This window comes from Brevibacillus sp. AG162, from assembly GCF_006715575.1.
GTDB classification, from domain to species: Bacteria; Bacillota; Bacilli; order Brevibacillales; family Brevibacillaceae; genus Brevibacillus; species Brevibacillus brevis.
In genome coordinates, this window is sequence record NZ_VFNO01000002.1 from 601,375 (window position 1) to 619,123 (window position 17,749).

The window sequence follows — 17,749 nt, forward strand, 5'->3', positions numbered from 1 at the left end:
AAAAAGAGAGGAGAATATATGAAAGTCATCACGGCATTACTTGCACTCATTCTGGGGTTATCCGGTATTTATCCTGCGGTTACACATGCTGCACCGAAATTTCATGATGTCGATCCGAAGAAATACGGCTGGGCCATGAATTCTATCTCCTTCATGGTAGATAAGGGGGTTGTGAGCGGCTATCCTGACGGTCGCTTCCAGCCTGAAAGATTGGTCGATAAAGCAGAAATGACCGTCATGATCTATCGCCTGTTTGATCGTTACAGACCGTACAATCCGAATCAGAAGACGGACTATAGCAATTACCACATAAAACATTTTTCCGATGTACCGAAAAATCATTGGGCTTACAAGGAAATCAGTTCAATTGTTACACGAGATTGGTGGAATGCCGTAAGCTATACACCTGCTGGCTACAAATTTTACCCGGACGCCAAACTCAATCGAATGGGTACAGCTAACGTCCTACCCGTCTTTATGTTAGACAGGCAAGATATGCCTGCCACGGAAGTTTTTCAAATCCTTTCTTCTATGCAGGATATCCCCCTTATTCTCAGTCCGTACGAGTCGATGGAAGATCCTGTTTTTCAGGAGGATGGGCGATACGCTGAGGATGGGTCAGACCGAACAAATATTCTTTATCCAATCTTGATCAGTCAGGATGGCAATGAATATTTTTTCTCAGATGACTTTAGTGGAATCACTGCCACCAATCTCGCCCTCTTGCAAAAAACAGGGATCATGACTGCATGGAACGGCAAGTTCGAGGGTGGAGAAATGCTGACTCGCGCAGAGGCTGTCACTATTTTGCACAGATTTTATAACTATTTGAAGCAATCAGGAACACTCATCCAATACTCGAGCAAGTAAAACCTGTGGAAAGGAATGAAGTGATATGGCGATCAAAAAACTGGAGCATGTGGGTTTGATGGTAAAAGATTTGGAGGCATCGATTGCCTTTTACACCGAAGTGATTGGGATGGAGCTAAAAGGAAAGCTCGCTCATTCCAACGGAGTCATTACCCTTGCTTTTCTTGGATTTCCGGGAAGCACAGAGACAGAGCTGGAGCTCATTCACGGATACAGCGATTCGTTGCCGGTAGAGGGCAAGGTCCACCACCTTGCGTTTGCTGTGGACAACCTCGAAGCGGAAATCGACCGCTTGAAGCAACTGCATGTATCCTTTATCGATCAGGAAATAACCACATTGCCGAACGGCTCACGTTATATGTTCTTCAAAGGTCCGGATGGGGAATGGCTGGAGCTGTTTGAAAGCACAAGAACGTAGAGGGAAAAGATTCACCTTTTCCTTCTACGCCCCCTCTTCTTCTACTCTACCTTGATCTCTTTTCTGCGTCCCATATACCACTGATAAAACTCTTCCGCCAACTCTATCGGCACATCTGTTACCCCTCTATGACTCACAGGTTTGGCGCGATTGACCGTTTTGATAGAAGCAAGCCCTAGCTGCTTTTGAAGGATGCCTCTTTTGACGTTGACCTCTATGATCTTCTCTCGCTTCGACACAAATAAAGTCGTGGTTAGGCTCCCGGTTTGGAACTGAATGAAGTGATCATTCAAGGTGTATCGCGTGTTGGTAAATTCAATGACCTCGAAGGCCAGGATGAGCAGTGTCAACACAATGGATATGACCCACCACGCTTGCTCCCACCCCCAAATATTCGGCTTGAAATAGGAAAGCGCACCTGTGCCTATGATCCATATCCAGCTCGATCTGACCAAGCGAACCCATAATGATTTTTGAGGGAGACTCGCCATTTCTTCCGTCACTTCATACGCAGGCAATATTTCTGCGATCATCTCATACGCACGTTTTACCGGTAAGAATGGATAGAGTGAGCTGACATCCTGTTTATCTTTATCCGAATCACTATCCCCGCCGACAACCGTCAGCTTGACTTCGGCGAGACCCAACATGCGCTTTAACAAGGATTGTTTGATTTTAATCGCTTGCACTCTCTCTTTTGCGATCGAAAAAGCTGTTTCTTCGATGACTCCTTTGGCAATGTAAATCCGTTCTTGATCCGACGAAATCTCATATTTTCCGTAACGAATATAGGTCGTGACGATGCCAAATACGATGGATAGGACGAGAAGTCCAACGGCTGTGAGCGTGATCCATATCCACGAGCTCGTAATAAGAGAATAAATACCTACTACCTGCTCCTCCACGTCGATATATTCGGTGATCTTGAAATACGCCCATACCAGTAACGTAATCATCCCCAAGAAGCTAAGAGAAGTGAAGGAAGCCTTGATAATCTCTTTTTTCGTTGGCGTAAAGTGAATGATTCGCTCAGGAGTGGGATACGGCGTACCGATTTCCTCCGAAAAGGTCGCGTCTCCTTCTTTCCCTTTAGCTTCAGGCTCTTTCTCTAATCGCCCTGCCTGTTTCGTGTAAGCCTCCAGTTCATCCGCTTCGTTCAAAGAAATCACCGCGAATTCCACGGTAGAATCATCCCCAACCATCCCTGTCTCAAACCGGATAGAAGTCACTTTAAAAATCCGGTGCAGCAGCGTCGTATGTCGATTGACGTTTTGGATTTTGGTAAAGGGGATCGTTTGCTTTGTCTTCGTAAAAATTCCTTCGTAAAGATGGAAAGCCGTATCATCCAGCCTATACTTGTACGAAACCCATTTCAAAAGCAGATAGACCAGCATCCCTGCTACAGAGATGTAAAAAACAATTCTCCCGTACGTAATGAATGCGTTCGTCGAGTCATAATTGAACACAAACAAAATCAACGCAGGAAAAAACAGATGCTTTACTTGGATAATGAGATCAAAAAGGATCTGTAGTGGATGGTATCGTTTTTCTTCCATCACTACTCCACTTCCTTTAATTTGGCGTAGTGTGCAATCTGTTCTCTTAATTGAGAAGCGACATCCCCCGGCAATCCTGGAATTTCATGCGAGGAGCCCATCGTTTTTATCGAGATGGTGTACAGTCCATACTTTCGCAAAATCGGTCCTTGCTTCGTTGAGACTGCTTGGATTTTCGTCATGGGGACAAGGAAATGTTTCTCTGTGATCACCCCGAATTTCATTTGCAGGAAATCTTCGTCGATATCATACCGCCAGCTTTTATATAAAAAATACGGCTCGACAAAAGACCAAATCATCGCGATCACACCGATAACGAGCAATCCGTGCAGACCCCATCCGATCCATTCCTTCCACGCAAAATGATTATCTAGATAATAAAGAACGGCCAAAATAACGAGCCCAATTACAGCCGTAATCCCCTCGGTAATAAGCTGTACCTTGAACGCATCCTTGGACAAGCATTTTTGCGGTGCACTAATTGAAGATGGCATATCATCACTCCTGTATGTAAATTACGCTGTCAATTCGCTCTTTAATTCATACGTAAAACAATCCGCCCGGTTTCTACGGACGAATCTTCAATTTTTCATACAGCAAACGAATACTCTTATGCCGTTCGAATCATACTAAATAATGGAGAAAACGTCTTGTAAAAATTATCACATTATAATCATTATAAAAAACTTGACTTACTGAATCATTTATTAAATAATAATCATTGTAAATTATATTCAAGCATGCCTTGTTACGCATGTCCTGAATATGTACCATACAAAAAAACATATAAAGGAGCTAACACTATGTCACTCATCGGAACTGAAGTATTGCCTTTTAAAGCACAAGCATTCCAAAAAGGTAAATTCCTCGAAGTAACAGAAGCAAACTTCAAAGGTCAATGGAGCGTAGTTTGCTTCTACCCAGCAGACTTTACTTTCGTTTGCCCTACTGAACTCGAAGATCTGCAAAACCAATATGCAACTTTGAAAGAACTCGGTGTTGAAGTATACTCCGTTTCTACAGATACTCACTTCACTCATAAAGCATGGCACTCCAGCTCTGAAGCAATCGGTAAAGTAGAATACATCATGATCGGCGATCCTTCCCATGTTATCTCCCGCAACTTCGATGTATTGATCGAAGCTGAAGGTTTGGCAGATCGCGGTACATTCATCATCGACCCAGACGGTGTCATCCAAGCTGTTGAGATCACTGCAGGTGGCATTGGCCGTGATGCAAGTGCTCTGATCAACAAAATCAAAGCAGCACAATATGTACGCAACAATCCAGGTGAAGTTTGCCCAGCAAAATGGCAAGAAGGTGGCAAAACACTGAAACCAAGCCTTGATCTCGTAGGCAAAATTTAAGGTGTGATATAAAATGGCCCTTGACCAAGAAATCAAAGCGCAACTAGAACAATATCTCGAGCTCTTGGAAGGCGATATTGTACTCAAAGTCAGTGCAGGCACGGATGAGGCATCCTCTGAGATGCTTGCACTGATTGATGAGCTAGCCAGCATGTCTTTGAAAATCAGTGTAGAGAAAGCAGAACTCACTCGCACACCTAGCTTTAGCGTAAACCGTGTCGGCGAAGATACCGGAGTGGTTTTTGCCGGTACTCCGCTGGGTCACGAATTTACTTCCTTGGTATTGGCTCTCTTGCAAGTAAGCGGAAGAGCTCCAAAGGTCGAGCAAAGTGTCATTGATCAAATCAAAGACCTTCGTGGTGAATATAAGTTCGAATCTTACATCAGCTTGAGTTGCCACAATTGTCCAGATGTTGTCCAAGCTCTGAACTTGATGAGTATCTTCAATCCTGGTATTACTCATACAATGATTGACGGTGCCGTATTCAAGGACGAGGTAGAGAGCAAAAACGTGATGGCTGTACCAAGCGTTTTCCTCAATGGTGAATTTTTCGAAAGCGGTCGTATGACCGTGGAAGAAATTCTTGCCAAGCTGGGCTCTGCTCCGGACGCATCTGAGTTTGAGAATAAAGACCCTTATGATGTGCTTGTTGTGGGCGGTGGCCCAGCAGGTGCAAGTGCGGCGATTTATGCAGCACGCAAAGGGATTCGTACTGGCCTCGTTGCTGAACGCCTTGGCGGTCAAGTTAATGACACATTGGGCATCGAGAACTTCATCAGTGTGAAATACATTGAAGGTCCTCAGCTCGCAGCCAATCTGGAAAAGCAAGTGAAAGAGTATGGCATTGATGTCATGAAGCTGCAACGTGCCAAGCGTTTGGAGAAAAAGGATCTGATCGAAATTGAACTGGAAAACGGCGCTGTTCTGAAGAGTAAGACAGTCATCCTGTCGACAGGTGCTCGTTGGCGTAATCTGGGTGTTCCAGGTGAAGCAGAGTTCAAGAACAAGGGTGTAGCGTATTGCCCTCACTGCGACGGTCCTTTGTTTACAGGCAAAGATGTCGCCGTTGTTGGCGGCGGTAATTCAGGTGTGGAAGCAGCGATTGATCTCGCAGGTATTGTGAAGCATGTAACGGTTCTGGAATTCTCGCCAGAGCTGAAAGCTGACGCAGTATTGCAAGATCGTCTCTACAGTCTGCCAAACGTCACTGTACTCAAAAACGTTCAAACAAAAGAAATTACGGGTACGGATAAAGTAAACGGTATTTCTTACATCGAACGTGAGTCAGGTGAAACCAAGCACATTGAATTGCAAGGTGTGTTTGTACAGATCGGTCTGGTACCGAATACGGATTGGTTGGGCGACACGATTGAGCGCACTCGCTTTGGCGAGATCGTGGTAGACAGCCATGGTTCTACAAACATCCCTGGTGTTTTTGCTGCCGGTGATTGCACGAACAGTGCTTATAAACAGATCATCATTTCGATGGGATCTGGTGCTACTGCGGCTTTGGGAGCTTTCGATTATCTCATCCGCAACTAAGAACAAAGCCACTCCTCTTCAAGGGAGTGGCTTTGTTTATTTATTTGGTTATTGGGAACCCACGTTGATAAACGGAGTAGCTCCACCCGTTACGCTCGGCAGCTTTCCATCCCATTTGCGGATCGCTTCGAGTTGCGCCTCAATCTGTCTGAGCTGAATCAGCTCTGGCGTAACCTCTTGCTTTTGCAGGCGCAGTGCTTGTGCCTGTGCTTCTGCTCTCGTGATTTCTTGCTCTTTCTCGATCTTGATCCGCTCCAGATCCAGCTTCGATTTGAGCGCTTGCTGCTCGGCCACCTGCTTGGATTCAATGGCGCGGTTGAATTCATCACTGAAAGTAAACTCGCGAATATTGATTTCGTCGAGGATGATGTTATAGTTGGACAGCTTTTTATGCAGGACTTCTTTTACCTTTTGGCTGACCTCGGAACGCTTGGATACCAGTTCTTCTGCTGTGTATTGAGCGGTCACGGCTTTAAATGATTCGGCAATGGCAGGATCAACAATTCGGCTATTGTACTCCAATCCCACTTGCTGATACAGTTTATTGACGTTTTCTGCATCCAAATGATGGTTAACGGCAATCGTCGTGGATACGGTTTGCAGGTCACGTGAAGCAGATGTCTGGCTCATTTCTGATTTTTGCACCCGCACTTCCATCGGCACCACGGTTTGGATGAACGGAATTTTAAAATGCATACCCTCTTGCAGCACTTTTGGCTGTACCGCTCCCAGTTGCAGCACAACTCCACTATGCCCTGCGGAAATAATCGTAAAGGATTGCGTGCCAAGCAAGACCAACACGACCAGTATCAAAATCGTTGCGATCAGCTTTCCTCCAGCTTGAAAGGGACTCATTTTTACAACATTTTTGTCGCTCATACTCGTCCTCCCTCTATCTATACATGCTCATTCATTTATACGAGAGAGCGGGCTGTAAGTTTCAAGAAATTTATGAAAAATACATGTCATGAGCGCTCGGCTTTCGAAGCTTCTAAAAGAACGTGTGCCATTCGCTCTGCCTCGATTTTGCATAGCTCAAATTCAACTTCACCAGATACATGCGAAATCAACTGGATGACTTCCTCACACCCGTGATTGCAAATTAAAAACTGTCCCCACTGCACTTCCGACCGTGGTACCTTGCGGGCGGAAAAGCCGCTTTGAAAACCACCAAGACTCATGTCATTGCATCCCCTATCCAAAAAACAAATCTACAATATTCATCGTCGACGAAGAATTTCGTCTATACATTTCACTATAACCGCAATTCACGCAACTGATCACATCATACACCTGGTACTGAACATTCAACATGCGCGACAAGCCACCGCCTGTAGCTGACATCTGTGTCACAGTTGTACGCGTGCAGCCGCATTTTATACATCCTCTGCGTCCACTGTTACGATCTGACGAAGCTCCCCCTTGCCTAGTACACCTGCACTGGTTGTTTTGATCCAGTTTTTCGTTGCATATTCCGCATGCTTCAAGCACCTTTACCACCTCAACTCATTCGATTAACCACAGCCCCTCCTCATCATACCCTTTATTTGGAAAAGGAGGCAAAGAAGATTGTTGAAGGAACTCCCCTTTCTCACTACTATAGAGACAAGAAGGGAGATGATTCATATGCTAGACCCTTATGTACGAAGAGCCGAATGCGGCTCTGAGCAAAGAGTTCCCCTTTCTCTTGGTTCAGAGCCTTCCCGATATTGAGTTGAGGATCTCTTTGCTCATCTATATACGCACATCACGCTATATAGACAGGAGCAAAGCACATGAAATACAAAAATGCACAAGACCTATTGCCAGACGATCTGCTGCGACAAATTCAGCATTATGTACAAGGAAGTTACTTGTACATCCCGATCCACCACGAGAACAAAAGACAATGGGGCGCCTCTACAGACACAAAACAATGGCTAAGTGAGCGCAACAAAGCCATTTGGCAGGCATATCGCGAAGGGACTTCTGTCAAAATGCTCGCCCAGAAACATTACTTGACCGAACACAGTATTCGGCGCATTATTCGTGGACATAAATGAGACAGAGAAAAGGTGGACCGTGTGTCTGCTCTACTCTTACGTTACACTCCTTTATAAGATCAGTCAGTCAGGAGGGACAACGTATGAAACAGATTCACTTTCTCGACATTTCGTTTATGTACAATGGATCTGCACAAGTCATTACCCCGGTGCTGCTGCAGGATCAGCATGAACTGATTCTTGTCGACTGTGGGTATCCGGATTTTTTGCCACTGCTTCAGGAGGCCGTACACAAGCAACAGCTTACGCTCGACGACCTTACGAAGGTCATTGTGACGCATCACGATATGGATCACATCGGTTCTTTGGCAGCCTTAAAAAGAACCTATCCGCACCTCGAAATCATCGCCTACGAATCCGAAGCACCGTACATCGCTGGACAAAAGACATCTTTGCGATTGGAGCAGGCACAAGCAACACTGGACCATCTGTCGTCGGGTGAAAAGCAGAACGCTAAGGAATTTATTCGCTTTTTGCAGTCCATCGAGCCCACTGCGATTGATCGACCCGTAACGAATCACGAACGCCTGCCTTGGTGTGGCGGCATCGAGATCATTCATACGCCTGGACATATGCCGGGGCATATTTCGTTGTATGTGATCGCAAGCAAAACGCTGATTGCCGGAGATGCTGTTGTCATCGAAAACGGTAGACTCGAAATCGCCAATCCGTCCTATACGCTGGATATGCAGGAAGCGATTCGCTCCGTCCGCCGCTTGCTTGATTATGACATCGAGCAGTTGATTTGCTATCACGGTGGAGCGTTTCACGGGGACGTCAAACAAGCACTGCGGGAGCTAATCCAGGCCTACGACCCGACCCAGGAGGTTTTGCGCGGATGAAACAGAACAAATACGATGAGCAAGGTTTTTTCACCACATACAGTCAAATGGCTCGTTCGGTTGAGGGACTGAATGCCGCGGGAGAATGGCACGCGTTTCGGGAGCTACTGCCTTCCCTTCACGAGAAAAAAGTGCTCGATCTAGGCTGTGGCTTCGGCTGGCACTGCCGATATGCGCGTGAGCAGCAGGCACGCTCCGTTGTAGGGGTGGACCTTTCCGAAAAAATGCTGGCTCGTGCCAGAGAGACGACAACGGATCCCGCCATCGAGTATCTGCGTCTTCCGATTGAAGACATTGATTTTGCCCCTGAGGAATTCGACGTTGTCATCAGCTCCTTGGCCATCCATTATGTGGAGCGCTTTGACTTGCTGTGCCAACGTGTCTATCACTGTCTTGCTCCGGGAGGTTCCTTCGTTTTCTCCGTAGAGCATCCCGTCTTCACTGCTCTGGCTGAACAGGACTGGCATTACGGACCCGGGGGCGAACGCTTGCACTGGCCAGTGGACAACTATCAGCAGCAAGGCATCCGGCATACCACCTTTCTGGATCATAAAGTCGTCAAATATCACCGAACGTTTTCGAGCTATATGAACGATCTCCTTGCTGCCGGATTTCACTTAACAAAAGTCGCTGAACCTGGTCCTCCTGAAGAAATGCTGGATATACCCGGGATGCGAGACGAAATCCGCCGGCCGATCTTCTTGTTGATCGCCGCCAGCAAACAAGCATCCTAACCGATAAAAAAGGCACCCCGTCCTCCACGTCATTTCGCGTGTTTGGACGGGGTGCTCTGTTATTCCCCAGCAGCCTCCAGATTTTTAAATTGGTTGTAAAACAATTGATAATAGGTACCTTTCTGCTCGATAAGTTCGTCGTGACTGCCTTTTTCCACGATCTCTCCCCGATCCACGACCATAATCGTGTCGGCATTCCGAATCGTACCCAATCTGTGTGCAATCACAAAGCTCGTACGCCCCTCCATAATGGTGAGGAGTGCATCCTGTATATTCAGCTCTGTCCGTGTGTCGATGCTGCTTGTCGCCTCGTCGAGGATGAGCAGCGACGGCTTGGCGAGGATGACGCGGGCTATCGCCAAAAGCTGGCGTTGTCCCTGACTCAGGTTGCCCCCATTTTCCGTCAGCATCGTATCGTAACGCATCGGGAGCCGATTGATGAACACATCTGCATTCGCCATTTTCGCGGCGGCTACAACCTCCGTATCTGTCGCATCTGGCTTGCCGTACATTATATTTTCCTTGATGGTACCGGAAAACAAGTACGTATCCTGCAATACAAAGCCAAAGCTGCGCCGCAAGCTGTCCCGCGAATAGTCTCGAATGTCTTTTCCGTCCAAATATATCGTTCCTGAGGTCACATCGTAAAACCGGGTGAGCAAATTCACGATGGTCGTCTTGCCTGCACCCGTCGGTCCGACTAGCGCGATGGTGCTCCCTGCCTGTGCCTCGAAGCTGATATTTTTCAAAATCAATTGATCTGGACGATAGCCGAAGCTGACCTGATCGAAAACGACGTGACCCTTTGGCTGTACAAGCACAGTGGCATCCTGAGAATCTTCAGGCTCCTCTTGTTCATCTATTACCTCAAAAACCCGCTCCGCCCCAGCAACACCGGATTGAAGCACATTGAAAATGTTCGCGAGGTCGTTCAGCGGACGGACAAACTGTCGGGAATAACTGAGAAAGCTCGCAATAACACCTACTGTAATCAATCCTTTTACAGCGAGAACGCCTCCGACAATCGCTACCATGGCAAAGCCGAGGTTGTTAATCACGTTCATGATCGGCATGAGAAAGCCCGTCCAGACCTGTGCCTTCATCCCGATCTTGCAGAGCCGGTCATTGATCGTCGTAAAGTCCTCAATGGCCTTTTGCTCATAATTGAAGGCCTGCACCACCTGAATGCCTGAAATCGTCTCTTCAATGTGCCCGTTCAGCTTGCCCAGCTCCATCTGCTGATTTTTGAACAGGACACTCGTTCGTTTGGCAATCGTGCGTGTGAGCAGAAACACAAGTGGCACCGTGATCAGACATGCGAGTGTCAGGATCGGGGATAAGACGAGCATCATCACCAGCGAACCGAGGAGCACGATCCCGCCTGACATTAACTGCGTCGTGGATTGGGAAATGGAGTTGCTGACGTTGTCGATATCATTCGTGAGCCTGCTCATTAACTCCCCGTGCGTACGCGCGTCGAAATAAGCAATCGGCAGCTTTTGCAGCTTGTCAAAAAGGGCTTGCCTCAGATTCGTCACGATTCGTTGCGAGATGCCTGCCATCAACCAGCTTTGTAAAAACGTCAGTGCCCCATCCAAGATATACGAGCCGAGCAAGGCAAGAATGATGATAGACAAAAAACTAAGAGCTTCCTCGCCACCTGTCATCGCATCAATCGACTTTCCGATCAAATAAGGCGCAGACAGCATGAGTAGTGCATCGACAAATACAATGACAAATACAATCGGCAGCAGCTTTTTTTCTTTGCCAAAAGCTTGCCAGAGCCTTTTTAACGTACCCGAAAAATTCTTGGGCTTACTCACTGGACCTCTGGCAGCACCATGTCCAAAACCTCGGCCAGGTCTCGGTGAAAAGGCAGGCTGTTGCTTCTGTTGACTCACCTTACTTCACCTCCCGGCCGATTTGTGACTGAAAGATTTCCTGATATACGTGACAGGAGGTCATCAATTCGTCATGCGTACCGATGCCAGCGACTTCTCCATTGTCGAGCACGATGATTTTATCTGCATCCATGACGGACGTAATCCGCTGTGCGATCAAGATGCAGGTAAGGCCAGCCGCATAAGCTCGAAGCGCATCCTTAATCTTCCCTTCTGTCGCCACATCTACCGCGCTTGTACTGTCGTCGAGAATGAGGATTTCCGGCTTTTTCACCAAGGCTCTGGCGATGGAAATACGCTGTTTCTGTCCTCCAGAGAAGTTGACTCCTCCCTGTCCTACGCGTGTCTCATAGCCTTCGGGAGTGGCGGAGATGAACTCGTGAGCCTGCGCCATACGTGCCGCATGCTCGACCTCCTCGTGGGTCGCCTCTGCCTTGCCCCAACGAATGTTTTCCATCACCGTGCCTGTAAACAGCATTGTTTTTTGCGGTACGATCGCCATTTTTTCACGCAATCGCTTCGGTTCGATGTCTCGTACATCCATGCCATCTACCCGAATCGTGCCTTCCGTTACATCATAAAACCTTGGAATCAAGCCAACCAAACTGCTTTTTCCAGAGCCTGTCGACCCGATAATCCCGACAGTCTCCCCAGGCAGACAAGTAAACGAAATCTGCTTGAGTACCGGCTGGCCGCCCCCACCGTCATACGAGAAGCTGACCTGCTCGAAGTCGATGCGTCCCTTTTTGCCCGGAAGCTCGTGAGGTTGTTCCTCTTTCCAGCTCATTTGGTTTTCTTCAGCAAATACTTCTCCGATGCGTCCCCCCGATGCTTTGGCCCGCACAAACATGTTAAATACCATGGAAATCATCATGAGTGAAAACAGAATTTGCGTCATGTAGTTCGTAAACGCGATGATATGTCCGACTTCGATGCTTCCTTTTTCTACGCCAAGCCCCCCAAGCCAGAGGACCGCGACAATTCCGAGGTTCATCGTCAGCATGATCGCTGGACTGAAGATAGACATTACCCGCGTAGCCGATACCGATTTGGATTGCAGCTCCTCGTTTGCCCGTGTAAACTTGCCACGCTCAAAATCAAAGCGATTGAACGCCTTAACGACGCGTACACCAGATAAATACTCGCGCATCGCACCGTTCACTCTGTCGAGCGCCTGCTGCACCTTCAGAAAAAACGGGAAACCGATTTTCATATTCAAGAAAATAAACAGACCCACAATAGGCACGACAATTGCGAGAATCACAGCCAAATCCACGTTCAATTGGGTTGCCATAAACAACCCGCCAATGCACATTAACGGTGCCTTGACGAATATTCGCATCATGCCGTTTATAAACATCTGTACTTGATTGACGTCATTGGTCAGACGTGTCACGAGCGAGGCTCTGTCGAACTTGTTCAAGTTTTCAAAGGATAAGGACTGCACTTTTGAAAACAAATCTGCGCGCAGCTGCGCACCGAAGTTTTGCGAGACGTATGTGGCTAGCACATTACGGATGGATGCCGCAACAGCCCCGAGTGCCGTTACGAGCAGCATCAGCCCGCCTGTCTTGAGCACGTAATCCATATCCCGTTTTGCTACACCCGTATCGATAATGTGTGACAGGATCGTCGGCTGCAAAAGATCACATACCGCCTCCACAGCCAAGAAAAACATGGAAATCCCGGCGACTACGCCGTATTTTTTTATATAGGTTAAGTAGAAGCGCATCCGTTCACCCCATCTGTGTTCCTACGTACAAGATAACGCTTAGCTAGCGAAATGTCACGAGTGATTGTCAAAACGAAAGCGTTGGTCTTACAGGTTTTTCCTATCATCGTCGTCGAAATAGTAGGCGATAGATTTTTGGTCGAATGGGAGATGAAATGATGGCTCAATCACTGTTAAAAGGCATGGAAGGGGTTTTTATACCTGTGAAGGACCCCGGTGCCTCTGCAAAATGGTATGAAGAAAAGCTTGGGTGCAGACCTTTGTTTGTGGAAGAGGAGGCGGTCACGATGCGGATTTCCGATGAATCAAGCACCGTAATCTGTCTCGTCCGCGTAGAGAACCATCAGCCTATGACATTTCCGGAAAATCAATTTGGTGTCGGCAAATACTATAATTTTCTTCCCGCTGACATTGAGGCAGCACATCAGCTGTTAATAGAGCGTGGAGTAAGGGTAACTCCGATTGATAGATTTGGGTCTACGAAGGTGCTGACGTTTTTTGACCCAGATGGGAATCCGCTCGGGATGTGCCAGTATTGAATGGACAAAAAGGGCAAAAAGCTGGAATCATCTTTTCGATCCCATGCTTTTTGCCCTCATTTCGTTTACTCGGTCTTTTATTCCTGTGGAACAGCGCCTTGATCCATATACAAGAACTCCCACAGATGGCCATCCAAGTCTTGAAAGCTCCAGCTGTACATGAAGCCGTGGTCAACCGGGTCATTCGATGGAGTGGCACCCGCAGCTAATGCTTTGTTTACAATCTCATCGACCTGCTCTTTGCTGTCCGCCGACAACGCGACAATCACTTCGGTGCTTCTCGTTGCATCTGTCAGCTCTTTTTTCGTAAACGTTTGGAAAAACTCTTCGACGAGCAGCATGGCAAAAATGTTTTCCCCGATCACCAGGCATGCTGCATTTTGATCCGTAAATTGCGGGTTGAATTCATAGCCGATCGCCGTAAAGAAGTCGATCGATTTGTTGAGGTCCTTCACCGGTAAATTGACGAAAATTTGTTTGGATTGCAATGCCATGTGTACTTCCTCCTCGGGTTTGTTTTTCCTTGATGTCTATATCCTAGCATTTCTGATTGCCCGAGGCTTCTTCTGGATTGCTATTTTGCCATGTAGGTATGTGGCTTCCCTATCGAACTTCTGTGCCGATGGACGCTCAAAACGAGACCAAGGACAGCGAAATGAGCCAAAGCAGTTCCTATGTCACTATAGCTGAGAAAAGGAATCTCAAGATTCACGATTGGCAGCATGCCTGTTGACATCAACAATGGCCAGAAGAAGTACACAGAGAATAAAGGTACGATACTGACAACGAGATGCTTCCCATACGACTCGTCCACATCCTTGACGACACGAGCCAATCTCATCATAAACAGAGCAACGGCTAACAAGATCAAGATACCCCCAAACCAGCCATACCTATGGATGAAATACGTGAACTTGAAATCCGAGTCTAATGAAGGCATGCTCGGTAAAGGAGCATGGAAGCCCTTGCCCCAAAAACTCGCCGAGCGGATCACTTCCATCGATTCTAGATAAATATATCCCCTTCCAAGCGGATCTTTAGTCGGTTGCATCCAGCCTAGCACCCTTTCTAAAGCGTAGCTATCCAACAAACAAGTACCCACTAAAACAACAGCCGACGCAATCATAATGAAAAGTTTTTCTTTCCGGACTGTCTGTGTGTACGTCAAAAGAATCATGAATCCAAATAGGTAAAGCATGAAATTCATATGCGATCCGGCCATAAGAAAGAGGCTAGCAGGCAACAAAACAAATACAATCAGCTTGGAAGCTGTCCCCCGGAATCTCCACGTCCTGGTAAGAAGCATACCCGCAGCGCTTATGAGAAACAAATACATGGACACTGCCACAAAATCGATCGGAGTGGAACGCCAAATTTTCATTACTACTTTCCCATTAAGTGTATGGCCATAAACAATAGTGAGCAAAAACACGATCACCGTCAGCACATACAAATGTAACGAATACGGTAAAAGCTTGCGATAATCTGTGAAGGTAACCGTGAGCATCACCCCGATACCAAATAAGGCATAGAACCAGTATCTGTCCAGCTTAAACTCGATAAAACTGACCTGCATTCCATACATCGTAAACAGACCAACAGCCAGAAAAGCCACCACATACACTAGAATTCTCCACTCCACTCTGGGCTTATAAATCTGATGCAGCTGCTTCCCAACCGCAGCAGAATCCCCCATTTGCAAAATGGCTTGCCTTACCGCTTCTTCCTCTTCCACGCCCTCGTCCATCTGCTCATCCATCAAATCTAGAAGGTGACTTTCCAGCTCATCCCGAATTCTGCGATGCATTTCCGTTGCCCGCACATGGCGACATACTTGATCGAGATAGTCTGCAATCAATGGATGTGTATTCATCTGCTTCATGCTCTTCCCTCTCCCAGCACCCGATCAATCCCATCGCGGAACGTATGCCACTCGAGCTTTTTCTCCTTCAATTGCCCGCGACCTTCTGCCGTAATCCGATAGTATTTACGCTTCCTCCCATCCTTCTCATCCCAATACGCTTCCACATAACGCTCCGCTTCGAGCGCATGCAGGATCGGATACAACGTCCCTTCTTTCAGCGTAAACAGACCATTTGACTCCTTCTCAATGGCTTTCGCGATCTCGTACCCGTACATTTCCTTTCGATCCAGCATCGTCAAGATCAGGATCACGGTACTGCCCTTTAAAAGCTCCTTATTGATTTTCATAGTGCCTCCCGATTTAACCGCAGATACCTAGATAAACAATACATCATAAATCTATGTATGCAATTCTATCATCCAAATCTTGTAAGATCAACACATGTGTAACATTCAGCTTTCGAGAAACGTCTACCTTCTACATACAAAAATGGAAAGAGAAAGTGATTTTACCTATGAAAAAGACCAACTACGTCAACATTCTGTTAGCCCTAAGCCTTACTCTATCAATCGTTCCTTCTGTCGCGCATTCCGAAAATGCCATCCGTTCAGACAGACCGGAAACGACAGTACTCAAGTACGTTCCGACAGAAAAAGAGATTCAGGTACCACCTGGACTAACGGAACCATTTTTCGTCCCATTTGCAGGATCGAGTCCGAATGATCCCTATTACAAAGAGTTCAAGCAGGAATGGTTCCCTCATTTTGCCCTTGTTTCTCCTACCGGGAAAGTAATCGATCAGCAGGAAGCGTTATTATATCCAGGCTACATCAGTCCATTGCAAAACGGGTATGGCTTTTTTCATATCATTACCCACTTTGGTAACAGCTCGTTTATTATTTTCGATAAACAAGGCAACACACAGGAAATAACCACCTATAACGATTCCTTCACGCAAATAGACGGAGAGTGGTTTTTGTATTCTCCCACAAGCTATACCTCTTATCTGTACAATGCTCGTACGAAAATATCCAAGCAGATCACAGATGAGGAGCTATTTCCAATCTCGAGTGAGCATACGGGAGAAAAAACTTTCGACATTCATCACTACCCTTTTGTCAAACGTAACGTAAAGGATGGCATGGTTTTATCCTACAAATTGGGCTTAAAAGATATGACTGGCAAAATACACGCAAAGCCATTCTTTGATGACTACATGGGATACAGCGAAGGATTGCATCGAGTGAAAATTAACGGCATGACCCACTTTATTAATCACGAAGGAAAAGTCGTGCTGAAGCCATCCCGAAATTACAAGGTGGAATCCAACATCCATTCGGGAGTGTTTATCATTTCCGGGAAAAAGGACAACGAAGAATTTTACTTATTGATGAATAAAAAAGGGACATTCGCTTCGAAAAAGTATGCTTTTCTGAAAGAGACGAGTGACGGACAGTTTATTGCGGTGACGAAAACAAAGGACGGGTATTTCTTCCAGAAAATCAATGCGATGGACAAACCGACCACGACTCTGCCTTACAAGCTGGATAAACCAGAGCAGCTCAAGCAATTGAAACAGACAGGCAAGCTTTTTCATACAGACACGCAGATCATTGCAGACGTGGCGAACAAACAGCCATTCCCGTTTCCGCACAAGCTGCTTACGCCTCCTAGAAAGGAAACCGTTTCTATGGAATATACGGTAGATGGCAAGAAATATATCGGTACGTTTACGCATGATGGAACGAAGATATATGCCAGAGAGCTGAAATAGCTGCTGGATTAGCTCGGTTCCCTACTAAACGAGAGGACGTTATTTCGTGAAGCCAACTATTCTCACCCGCGAGGAAACACATGTAATTGGTATCACTTTTACGGCGAATGTGACAGAAGACTTGGGCAAAAAGCTCTCCGCTACTACCTCTGAAGCTTTGCGAGCTAGAAAAAGCGAGATTCACCATCAGGTTGGTGAGGGCGAATACCTGATCCAAATCTATCCTGACAAAGCTGACTTCGATGCGGCGGTAGATCCTTTTACCACCCTTATTGGCGTCGAAGTATCCAGCCTCGCAGATATTCCAGAAGGGATGGTCAGTCACACGATTCCCGCGGGGACATTTGCAAAAGTAATCCACAAGGGACCTGAGACAAACTTGGGCGAGACGTATGGCTTTCTTTACGGGTCCTGGCTCTGCGAATCGGGATATGAGTATGCCGGATTTGATTTTGAGTATTGGGACGAACGCTACAAGCCAGGGCAGGAAAACAACGAGATTGATATTTATGTTCCGCTCTTCAAATAAGAGACATAGCGAAAAACCAGGGAATCCTCTCCCTGGTT

The 17,749-nt window shown here is 46.7% G+C and carries 20 protein-coding genes; 10 read left to right on the forward strand and 10 right to left on the reverse strand.

The window, feature by feature from the left end; translation table 11 throughout:
• The first annotated feature begins 18 nt into the window (after positions 1-18).
• Positions 19-870 carry an S-layer homology domain-containing protein gene (locus FB479_RS07685; protein WP_142063869.1) on the forward strand — a complete coding sequence of 284 codons (852 nt, stop codon included), beginning with the start codon at positions 19-21 and terminating at the stop codon, positions 868-870.
• A gap of 25 nt (positions 871-895) precedes the next feature.
• Positions 896-1,288, forward strand: a complete 393-nt coding sequence (locus FB479_RS07690; RefSeq protein WP_106654302.1) for a VOC family protein — start codon at positions 896-898, stop codon at positions 1,286-1,288.
• A 41-nt stretch (positions 1,289-1,329) separates the two neighbouring features.
• Here the strand turns inward: FB479_RS07690 and FB479_RS07695 are convergent, their stop codons facing one another.
• Positions 1,330-2,844 (reverse strand): PH domain-containing protein, encoded by a 1,515-nt coding sequence (locus tag FB479_RS07695; protein WP_255438313.1) that lies wholly within the window; start codon positions 2,842-2,844, stop codon positions 1,330-1,332.
• Between the two features lie 2 nt (positions 2,845-2,846).
• Positions 2,847-3,338 carry a PH domain-containing protein gene (locus tag FB479_RS07700; RefSeq protein WP_106654300.1) on the reverse strand — a complete coding sequence of 164 codons (492 nt, stop codon included), beginning with the start codon at positions 3,336-3,338 and terminating at the stop codon, positions 2,847-2,849.
• Between the two features lie 309 nt (positions 3,339-3,647).
• Between FB479_RS07700 and ahpC the strand changes: the two genes are divergently transcribed.
• Together ahpC and ahpF are read left to right on the forward strand one after the other, a co-directional pair.
• Entirely contained in the window at positions 3,648-4,211 is a 564-nt protein-coding gene (ahpC, locus tag FB479_RS07705) for an alkyl hydroperoxide reductase subunit C (RefSeq protein ID WP_056496515.1), read from the forward strand.
• Positions 4,212-4,224: 13 nt separating this feature from the next.
• Entirely contained in the window at positions 4,225-5,754 is a 1,530-nt protein-coding gene (gene ahpF / locus FB479_RS07710) for an alkyl hydroperoxide reductase subunit F (protein ID WP_142063875.1), read from the forward strand.
• 48 nt (positions 5,755-5,802) lie between these two features.
• Here the strand turns inward: ahpF and FB479_RS07715 are convergent, their stop codons facing one another.
• The 3 genes from FB479_RS07715 to FB479_RS30900 all read right to left on the reverse strand — a co-directional run bounded on the left by FB479_RS07715 (position 5,803) and on the right by FB479_RS30900 (position 7,098).
• Positions 5,803-6,633, reverse strand: a complete 831-nt coding sequence (locus tag FB479_RS07715; protein WP_106654298.1) for a prohibitin family protein — start codon at positions 6,631-6,633, stop codon at positions 5,803-5,805.
• A gap of 86 nt (positions 6,634-6,719) precedes the next feature.
• Entirely contained in the window at positions 6,720-6,935 is a 216-nt protein-coding gene (locus tag FB479_RS07720) for a hypothetical protein (RefSeq protein ID WP_142063879.1), read from the reverse strand.
• Between the two features lie 13 nt (positions 6,936-6,948).
• Complete coding sequence (locus FB479_RS30900) at positions 6,949-7,098, reverse strand: zinc ribbon domain-containing protein (protein ID WP_255438334.1); 150 nt, start codon at positions 7,096-7,098, stop codon at positions 6,949-6,951.
• A gap of 431 nt (positions 7,099-7,529) precedes the next feature.
• On the opposite strand from FB479_RS30900, the gene FB479_RS07730 reads away from it, so the two are divergent.
• The 3 genes from FB479_RS07730 (at position 7,530) to FB479_RS07740 (ending at position 9,372) form a co-directional block, all read left to right on the forward strand.
• Entirely contained in the window at positions 7,530-7,796 is a 267-nt protein-coding gene (locus FB479_RS07730) for a CD3324 family protein (protein WP_106654297.1), read from the forward strand.
• Positions 7,797-7,879: 83 nt separating this feature from the next.
• Positions 7,880-8,638, forward strand: a complete 759-nt coding sequence (locus FB479_RS07735) for an MBL fold metallo-hydrolase (RefSeq protein WP_142063886.1) — start codon at positions 7,880-7,882, stop codon at positions 8,636-8,638.
• Positions 8,635-9,372 carry a class I SAM-dependent methyltransferase gene (locus FB479_RS07740; RefSeq protein WP_142063889.1) on the forward strand — a complete coding sequence of 246 codons (738 nt, stop codon included), beginning with the start codon at positions 8,635-8,637 and terminating at the stop codon, positions 9,370-9,372. Before FB479_RS07735 ends, FB479_RS07740 begins: the two co-directional genes overlap by 4 nt.
• Positions 9,373-9,431: 59 nt before the next feature.
• On the opposite strand, the gene FB479_RS07745 is transcribed toward FB479_RS07740, so the two are convergent.
• Positions 9,432-11,273, reverse strand: coding sequence for an ABC transporter ATP-binding protein (locus tag FB479_RS07745; protein ID WP_142063892.1), 1,842 nt, complete (start codon positions 11,271-11,273; stop codon positions 9,432-9,434).
• Between the two features lies 1 nt (position 11,274).
• Positions 11,275-13,005 carry an ABC transporter ATP-binding protein gene (locus FB479_RS07750; protein WP_142063895.1) on the reverse strand — a complete coding sequence of 577 codons (1,731 nt, stop codon included), beginning with the start codon at positions 13,003-13,005 and terminating at the stop codon, positions 11,275-11,277.
• A 158-nt stretch (positions 13,006-13,163) separates the two neighbouring features.
• Here FB479_RS07750 and FB479_RS07755 point away from each other — a divergent pair, with 158 nt between their 5' ends.
• On the forward strand, positions 13,164-13,544 hold the full coding sequence (locus FB479_RS07755; RefSeq protein WP_142064623.1) for a VOC family protein: 381 nt from the start codon (positions 13,164-13,166) through the stop codon (positions 13,542-13,544).
• Between the two features lie 77 nt (positions 13,545-13,621).
• On the opposite strand, the gene FB479_RS07760 is transcribed toward FB479_RS07755, so the two are convergent.
• The 3 genes from FB479_RS07760 to FB479_RS07770 form a co-directional block, all read right to left on the reverse strand.
• The gene (locus FB479_RS07760) at positions 13,622-14,038 is read right to left on the reverse strand and encodes a VOC family protein (protein ID WP_047070766.1); all 417 of its coding nucleotides are present in this window, start codon (positions 14,036-14,038) and stop codon (positions 13,622-13,624) included.
• Between the two features lie 80 nt (positions 14,039-14,118).
• Positions 14,119-15,426: an FtsW/RodA/SpoVE family cell cycle protein gene (locus FB479_RS07765; RefSeq protein WP_142063898.1), complete on the reverse strand. Its 1,308-nt coding sequence runs from the start codon at positions 15,424-15,426 to the stop codon at positions 14,119-14,121.
• Positions 15,423-15,755: a PadR family transcriptional regulator gene (locus FB479_RS07770; RefSeq protein ID WP_048031793.1), complete on the reverse strand. Its 333-nt coding sequence runs from the start codon at positions 15,753-15,755 to the stop codon at positions 15,423-15,425. Before FB479_RS07770 ends, FB479_RS07765 begins: the two co-directional genes overlap by 4 nt.
• Positions 15,756-15,922: 167 nt before the next feature.
• Here FB479_RS07770 and FB479_RS07775 point away from each other — a divergent pair, with 167 nt between their 5' ends.
• Complete coding sequence (locus FB479_RS07775) at positions 15,923-17,182, forward strand: hypothetical protein (RefSeq protein WP_142063901.1); 1,260 nt, start codon at positions 15,923-15,925, stop codon at positions 17,180-17,182.
• 46 nt (positions 17,183-17,228) lie between these two features.
• Positions 17,229-17,711 carry a GyrI-like domain-containing protein gene (locus FB479_RS07780; RefSeq protein ID WP_142063904.1) on the forward strand — a complete coding sequence of 161 codons (483 nt, stop codon included), beginning with the start codon at positions 17,229-17,231 and terminating at the stop codon, positions 17,709-17,711.
• The last annotated feature ends 38 nt before the right edge of the window (positions 17,712-17,749 follow it).

What these genes read in the sequence shown, in the direction of transcription:
- FB479_RS07720 (WP_142063879.1), bottom strand. Translation starts at nt 6,935, where the DNA reads ATGAGTCTTGGTGGTTTTCAAAGCGGCTTTTCCGCCCGCAAGGTACCA.
- FB479_RS07765 (WP_142063898.1), bottom strand. Translation starts at nt 15,426, where the DNA reads ATGAAGCAGATGAATACACATCCATTGATTGCAGACTATCTCGATCAA.
- FB479_RS07690 (WP_106654302.1), top strand. Translation starts at nt 896, where the DNA reads ATGGCGATCAAAAAACTGGAGCATGTGGGTTTGATGGTAAAAGATTTG.
- ahpC (WP_056496515.1), top strand. Translation starts at nt 3,648, where the DNA reads ATGTCACTCATCGGAACTGAAGTATTGCCTTTTAAAGCACAAGCATTC.
- FB479_RS07685 (WP_142063869.1), top strand. Translation starts at nt 19, where the DNA reads ATGAAAGTCATCACGGCATTACTTGCACTCATTCTGGGGTTATCCGGT.
- FB479_RS07715 (WP_106654298.1), bottom strand. Translation starts at nt 6,633, where the DNA reads ATGAGCGACAAAAATGTTGTAAAAATGAGTCCCTTTCAAGCTGGAGGA.
- FB479_RS07735 (WP_142063886.1), top strand. Translation starts at nt 7,880, where the DNA reads ATGAAACAGATTCACTTTCTCGACATTTCGTTTATGTACAATGGATCT.
- FB479_RS07755 (WP_142064623.1), top strand. Translation starts at nt 13,164, where the DNA reads ATGGCTCAATCACTGTTAAAAGGCATGGAAGGGGTTTTTATACCTGTG.
- FB479_RS07695 (WP_255438313.1), bottom strand. Translation starts at nt 2,844, where the DNA reads ATGGAAGAAAAACGATACCATCCACTACAGATCCTTTTTGATCTCATT.
- ahpF (WP_142063875.1), top strand. Translation starts at nt 4,225, where the DNA reads ATGGCCCTTGACCAAGAAATCAAAGCGCAACTAGAACAATATCTCGAG.
- FB479_RS07775 (WP_142063901.1), top strand. Translation starts at nt 15,923, where the DNA reads ATGAAAAAGACCAACTACGTCAACATTCTGTTAGCCCTAAGCCTTACT.
- FB479_RS30900 (WP_255438334.1), bottom strand. Translation starts at nt 7,098, where the DNA reads ATGTCAGCTACAGGCGGTGGCTTGTCGCGCATGTTGAATGTTCAGTAC.
- FB479_RS07700 (WP_106654300.1), bottom strand. Translation starts at nt 3,338, where the DNA reads ATGCCATCTTCAATTAGTGCACCGCAAAAATGCTTGTCCAAGGATGCG.
- FB479_RS07730 (WP_106654297.1), top strand. Translation starts at nt 7,530, where the DNA reads ATGAAATACAAAAATGCACAAGACCTATTGCCAGACGATCTGCTGCGA.
- FB479_RS07750 (WP_142063895.1), bottom strand. Translation starts at nt 13,005, where the DNA reads ATGCGCTTCTACTTAACCTATATAAAAAAATACGGCGTAGTCGCCGGG.
- FB479_RS07760 (WP_047070766.1), bottom strand. Translation starts at nt 14,038, where the DNA reads ATGGCATTGCAATCCAAACAAATTTTCGTCAATTTACCGGTGAAGGAC.
- FB479_RS07740 (WP_142063889.1), top strand. Translation starts at nt 8,635, where the DNA reads ATGAAACAGAACAAATACGATGAGCAAGGTTTTTTCACCACATACAGT.
- FB479_RS07770 (WP_048031793.1), bottom strand. Translation starts at nt 15,755, where the DNA reads ATGAAAATCAATAAGGAGCTTTTAAAGGGCAGTACCGTGATCCTGATC.